The following is a 5,651-nucleotide window of genomic DNA, read 5'->3' as shown; positions in this document are numbered from 1 at the left end:
TATTCCAACCCATCTATTAAATAGATTAGCCTCAATGTCAAACTGATCTAAAGCTTTTTGCACACTCTGGTCAATGATATCATCAACTGATTTCGGAAGGTGGTAAAATGATGGTACTGGCGGAAGAATAACCCCACCCATTTGTGTGACCGTTTTCATTTGGTTTATGTGACCCAGGTGAAGCGGGGTCTCCCTAACCATTAATACTAATTTTCTTCGTTCCTTTAGACTTACATCGGCTGCCCTGGTAAGCAGATCCTCATTATAGCTGTTAGCGATTCCGGATAGTGTCTTTATGGAACATGGGGCAACAACCATCCCATCTACTTTAAATGATCCGCTGGAAACAGCTGCTCCCAGATTGTTATTATCGTAAACTTTCGTTGCCATCTCGAAAACATCTTTAAGGCTATAATCTGTTTCGTATTCAATGGTCGTTCTTGCTGTCTCGCTAATAATAAGGTGACTTTCTACATTTACAGTTCTTAATGCTTCAAGTATACGGACTCCATAAATCGCACCGCTTGCCCCGGATATTCCAACAATCAATTTCATTGATATCCCCCATTCATTACTAGAAGAATGTGCATATACCTACTTTTCTTGCTCCAAATGCTGCGCTCGTAATCCTAAAGAATCTTTATTTATATACTTATCAACGTTCATCTCTTCAAAACCTGGAATATGAATGCGTTTATACCGCATCGGTTCGCTGTCTAAAGGGATTGTGCAGTCAAAACCAATCTTGGATCCAAATCCATCATCAGTTGAAGGGTCCAATTTTGATCCCTGTGCACCGTTAATCACGACTAAATCCGTTTCTGCTTGGAAACGTGTGGCAATGGTCCATTCTACTTCTTCCATATTAAATATGTCAACCTCTTCATCGACCACGACTACGTGTTTGATATCGAAGCTGTTCGCCAAAGCAGCAATGATCGCATTCTTACCCTCGCCTTTATTTCGTTTTTTAATCGAAATAACAGCATGATACCTGCATGTTCCTCCAGGACTCATATGTACCGCCTTCACTGAAGGAACCGTTTGACGTACACTTTGAATGAGACTCGCTTCCCGAGGAATACCGCCTAAAAGTAAATGTTCATATCCGGCAGGAACAATCGTATAGAAGATGGGATTGTTCCGGTGCGTAATCCCGGTGACCTGAATTACTTCCTTATCATCTCTCGGACCATAGTATTTTGGAAATTCTCCGAATGGTCCTTCAGGTTCACGAACTTTCGGAAGAATTTTCCCTTCTAACACAATCTCTGCATAAGCAGGAACATCAATATCCACCGTTTCACATCTAACCACTTCAAGTGGTTCACTTAGGAGGGCGCTTGCAATTTCCAGCTCATCAACCCCGAAAGGAGTGCTGGCCTGAGAAGCAAGTAGTGTAACTGGATCAACACCTATAACGATCGCGCACTCTAAAGGTTTGCCTTGATCTTCTGCCTGTTTAAATATATGGTAAGCATGACGTGGCAGCAGCAGTACGCCCAATCTGTCCTTCCCCGAGACCTGCAAGCGATGGATAGAAACATTTTGTTTTCTAGTAACCGGATCGCGCACGATCAATAGTCCGGCAGTAATATACTTGCCTGAATCCATTTCATGGTGGACGGGGATAGGAAATGCATCTAAATCAATATCATCCAAGATGATGTTTTCTTTAACCGGCGCATCCTCTTTATTTATATGACGGCATTTCACAGGGGAAGATACCGCCTGAGAAAACTTTGAGAGTAATTCATATTGGTCAGTTTCAAGTGCCTCCGCAAATTGTTCCCTAGTTGAACAAATTCCTGATACAACAGGAATCTCATAATCTTCAACTCTAGTAAAATAAGTTGCTTTTTTACCATCCAGCTTTTTCGTAAGTGCAGCAACTTCAAATTGTAGACTGACTTCTTTATCTATGACTGCTAGCCTATCGGTTTTTTGCAGGTATTCAAGCCAGGTACGCAGAGACTTAGCTCTCATATTATGACCCCCTAATTTTTAACTAATTCCCCGAAAATATCCTTTAAACGTCGATTAAATAGTTTCGTCAATCGTTCACGCCCCCGCACTTCCGGCGGCGTTGGCACTTCACGCCCATCAACGATAATTTGCTGGTCATAACGGATAAGAATAAATGGAAGATATTCATCGTAAATGGCACGTATTCTCTCTGCATGTTTCGGATTTCTAGCCAACAGCTTTAACATACGTAGCCCGAAACCTACATGCCGTCCTTCATCCTCTTTAATTCTTGAAAATCCTTCCGCCAGTCCCGGGAACAATCCTTTATTGCCGTAAACTGCTTCAAAGACATCATATCCTGACATAGCCTGAACACCTTCGATTATTCCTTGGTAGTGTGTTAATCCTTCCACAAGGGCTGCTTCCCTTTCTTCCGGTCCCGCCTCCAGTGCAGCCAGCATCTGTTTGGCACGTTCATCGAGCTTTTGTTGAACTAGGTTTTTTACGCCTGGAATACGTTCACGACCCAATACTTCACTGAAATAACGCATAAAGAACTCTGTGTGCTTAAATTCCTCCAATAATTGAGTACTGAGGAATGCCTGCTCTTCAGTACTAGCTCCGAGCATGATCCATGGGCAAAACTTTAATGCAACGTTTTCTTCCGCATCTAAAAACCCCGTACAGAAATGGATAAGATAATCCTGCAAGTCCCGATCCAATGATTCAAAATCTTTCTTATCCTGGCTTAAATCAATGGTTGCGGGATCCCATGTTCCAAATCGAATTGCCTTTCGATATAAATTCCATGCGACTTCTGCTGTGCTTTTTTCAAGATCAGTAATCAATACTTCGCTCATTAAAAAAACCTCCATTATTGAAATTTAAAATTAATAAGCACGTTTTAATAGCTCAAACACTTCTGATTCAGTTGGCTGGCGCGGATTAAATTTCATCATTCCGCTTTTAAATGAATCCCTTGCAATGTCACTAAGCTTTTCTTCAGGTACATTGACATCCCTTAATTGAGTTGGAAGTCCGATATCTTTAACCAGATTTGCCACTGCGTATGCGGCATGTGTTTGTAATTGGTCTTCACTCTCTGCCTTTACTCCCAATAGTTCAGCGATTTTCGCAGCCTTATCTGGACGGACAGATGAGTTAAATTCCACAACATGTGGAAGCAATAAACCTATGGCAACTCCATGTGGAACGTGACAATGACCTGAAAGTGCACTGCCAATTGCATGGGCTAAGCCAAGAAAACCATTGTTAAAAGCCATTCCTGCAAGCAGGCTCCCATGAGACATTCCACACCTAGCTTCTTCATCCTCCCCGTTATTTACCGATCGCCGGAGATGACTCCCTACAATTTCGATCGCTTCTAGTGCAAGAGCTGCAGATGCAGGACGAGACCTCAGTGAGAAATATGATTCAATTCCGTGTGCAAGTGCATCGATACCTGAGGCAGCGGTCATTTTTTGTGGCAAGTTCATCGTTAGCTGGGGGTCGACTAGAGCAATAGTAGGAGCCATAAACTGACTGGTAACCGTCACCTTGACATTTTTTGCCCAATCAGAATAAACTCCAAAGATAGTAACTTCACTCCCTGTTCCAGAAGTTGTAGGTACCGCAATCAACGGAATTAAAGGAGATTCACCAATTTTATCAACACCAGCATAGTCACCAATACTTCCACCATTACTAGCTACTACTCGGATTCCTTTTGCGGTATCAATAGCACTTCCTCCACCTACTGCCACGATGCAATCATAAGCATTTGATGCAAAAACTTTTGCACCATTATCTATCGTCTCGAGGCCTGGATCAGCTTCCACTTCTAAATATGTTTCGTATTGAATATTGGAAGTCATGAAGGAATGTGTTATTTTCTGCAAAATCCCGGCAGATTCCACACCCCTATCACTAACCAAAAAAACATTCTTTACACCAAGTTGGCAGAGCCTTTCTCCAAGGAGTGCAGCTTTACCGTAACCAAATTCAATTAAAGTTGGTAAATGAAATGAGAATTCAAAATCAATTGCTTTATACGTACTACTTAAACTCATTAAATGGCCTCCTTTGTTAATCAGTTTCTATATGAACGTGTTTTGTTTCGCAATATTCCATCAATCCATCGATCCCTCTAGTTCTTCCTAGACCACTTTGCTTGTAACCCCCAAATTCGGCTTCCGGAAAGTTCTTATTGTACGTGTTAATCCATACAGTACCCGCCTTGATTCCCCTAGACATCTTCATTGCTCGGTTTAAATCCAAAGTCCACACACCGGCAGACAAACCGAAGTCGCTATCATTAGCTAGTTCTAATGCTTCTTCATCAGTGGAGAAAGTTTGGACAGCAAGAACTGGCCCGAAAATCTCCTCTTTTACCACTCGGCAGTTGGCTGGAATATCATCAATGATCGTTGGGCTAAAAAAGTATCCCATGTCATAGTCTCCTCCAGTTAATTGGTATCCGCCGGTAATAATTCTTCCTTCCTGTCTGCCAATTTCACAATACTTCTCTACGATTTCCAGCTGGCTTTTCGAAGAAAGAGGACCCATGTCTGAACTTTCCAATATCCCATTTTTTACTTGGAGACCTTCTGCATAATCCTTTAACTGAGCTACTACCTCATCTTTTATCGATTCGTGTATTAATACTCTTGAACCTGCCATGCAAATTTGGCCTGCGGAAATAAATATAGACTTGCCGATGATAGGAATTGCTTTATCAAGGTTTGCATCAGCAAACACAATATTTGGTGATTTGCCTCCAAGCTCCAATGCAACCTTTTTAATATTGCTTGCACCCATTTCCATAATCTTTTTTCCAGTAGATGTATCACCAGTGAAACTGATCATATCAATTTTATCGCTTGTCGCCATAGCGGCTCCAATTGAACTTCCAGGACCAGTGATGATGCTAACAATCCCTTTTGGAAATTCAGGTACCTCATCGATCAATTTAAAGATCTCAACTGATATGGATGGGGTTAAGCTCGCTGGTTTTACAATTACACCATTACCAGCAGCAAGTGCTGGTGCCAGTTCTCGAACCATTAAAAGAGCCGGCCAGTTCCACGGTGAAATAATCCCCACTACTCCAATCGGTTCTTTAACGATTACCCCAAGATTATTTGGCTCTAATTGAATGGAACGTCCAAAAACTGTACGGGCAGCTCCGGCAAAATATTTAAGCGTATCTATACAGCCGGAAATCTCAATCCGAGATTCGCGAATCGTTTTACCTTGTTCCATCGTCAAAATTCGTGCCAAATCTTCCTTTCGATCTGTCATCTTCTGAGCTAAACCAAGCAGCGCTTCATAGCGCCGCTTCGGATTTACAGACCAATCACTCTGCAGATATGTTTGGTGCACCCTATTGATCGTTTCTTTCACATCATTCACATTTGACTTTTGAGAATAGCTAACTAATTCACCTGTTGCGGGATTGTACGATTCGATCATTTCTTTTGACGAAGACTCAACCCATTCTCCGCCAATATAGTTGTAATAAACGGGTGTTTTCCTATATACAGCTGTTGTCATTTTTTTCCTCCTTACTAAAAGTCATTTTTTAAGGAAGAGGAAATCGTATTCCCTCTTCCTTAAATACCTTCCTATTTTAAATTTCCTTTCGTTTCCGGTATGATAATGCTTCCAATAATATAAATCAGATA

General features: G+C 41.6%; 6 protein-coding genes. All 6 read right to left on the bottom strand.

Annotation, left to right across the window (positions count from 1 at the left end; all coding sequences use genetic code 11):
• On the bottom strand, positions 1-555 hold a 555-nt coding region (locus tag V7149_RS18875; RefSeq protein ID WP_335347142.1), incomplete at its 3' end, for a UbiX family flavin prenyltransferase.
• A gap of 39 nt (positions 556-594) precedes the next feature.
• The gene (locus V7149_RS18870; RefSeq protein ID WP_335347141.1) at positions 595-1,986 is read right to left on the bottom strand and encodes a UbiD family decarboxylase; all 1,392 of its coding nucleotides are present in this window, start codon (positions 1,984-1,986) and stop codon (positions 595-597) included.
• Positions 1,987-1,997: 11 nt separating this feature from the next.
• Entirely contained in the window at positions 1,998-2,828 is an 831-nt protein-coding gene (locus V7149_RS18865; protein ID WP_335347140.1) for a R2-like ligand-binding oxidase, read from the bottom strand.
• 30 nt (positions 2,829-2,858) lie between these two features.
• On the bottom strand, positions 2,859-4,037 hold the full coding sequence (locus V7149_RS18860; RefSeq protein WP_335347139.1) for an iron-containing alcohol dehydrogenase family protein: 1,179 nt from the start codon (positions 4,035-4,037) through the stop codon (positions 2,859-2,861).
• Positions 4,038-4,053: 16 nt separating this feature from the next.
• On the bottom strand, positions 4,054-5,520 hold the full coding sequence (locus V7149_RS18855; protein WP_335347138.1) for an aldehyde dehydrogenase family protein: 1,467 nt from the start codon (positions 5,518-5,520) through the stop codon (positions 4,054-4,056).
• Positions 5,521-5,591: 71 nt separating this feature from the next.
• Positions 5,592-5,651: hypothetical protein (locus V7149_RS18850; protein ID WP_335347144.1), on the bottom strand; the 60-nt coding region annotated here is incomplete at its 5' end.

This window comes from Bacillus sp. JJ1503 (assembly GCF_036965125.1).
Classification (GTDB): domain Bacteria; phylum Bacillota; class Bacilli; order Bacillales; family Cytobacillaceae; genus Cytobacillus.
The sequence above is the reverse complement of the archived record's forward strand: the minus strand, read 5'-3'. Positions and strand labels throughout refer to the sequence as shown.

What these genes read in the sequence shown, in the direction of transcription:
- V7149_RS18855 (WP_335347138.1), bottom strand. Translation starts at nt 5,520, where the DNA reads ATGACAACAGCTGTATATAGGAAAACACCCGTTTATTACAACTATATT.
- V7149_RS18870 (WP_335347141.1), bottom strand. Translation starts at nt 1,986, where the DNA reads ATGAGAGCTAAGTCTCTGCGTACCTGGCTTGAATACCTGCAAAAAACC.
- V7149_RS18860 (WP_335347139.1), bottom strand. Translation starts at nt 4,037, where the DNA reads ATGAGTTTAAGTAGTACGTATAAAGCAATTGATTTTGAATTCTCATTT.
- V7149_RS18865 (WP_335347140.1), bottom strand. Translation starts at nt 2,828, where the DNA reads ATGAGCGAAGTATTGATTACTGATCTTGAAAAAAGCACAGCAGAAGTC.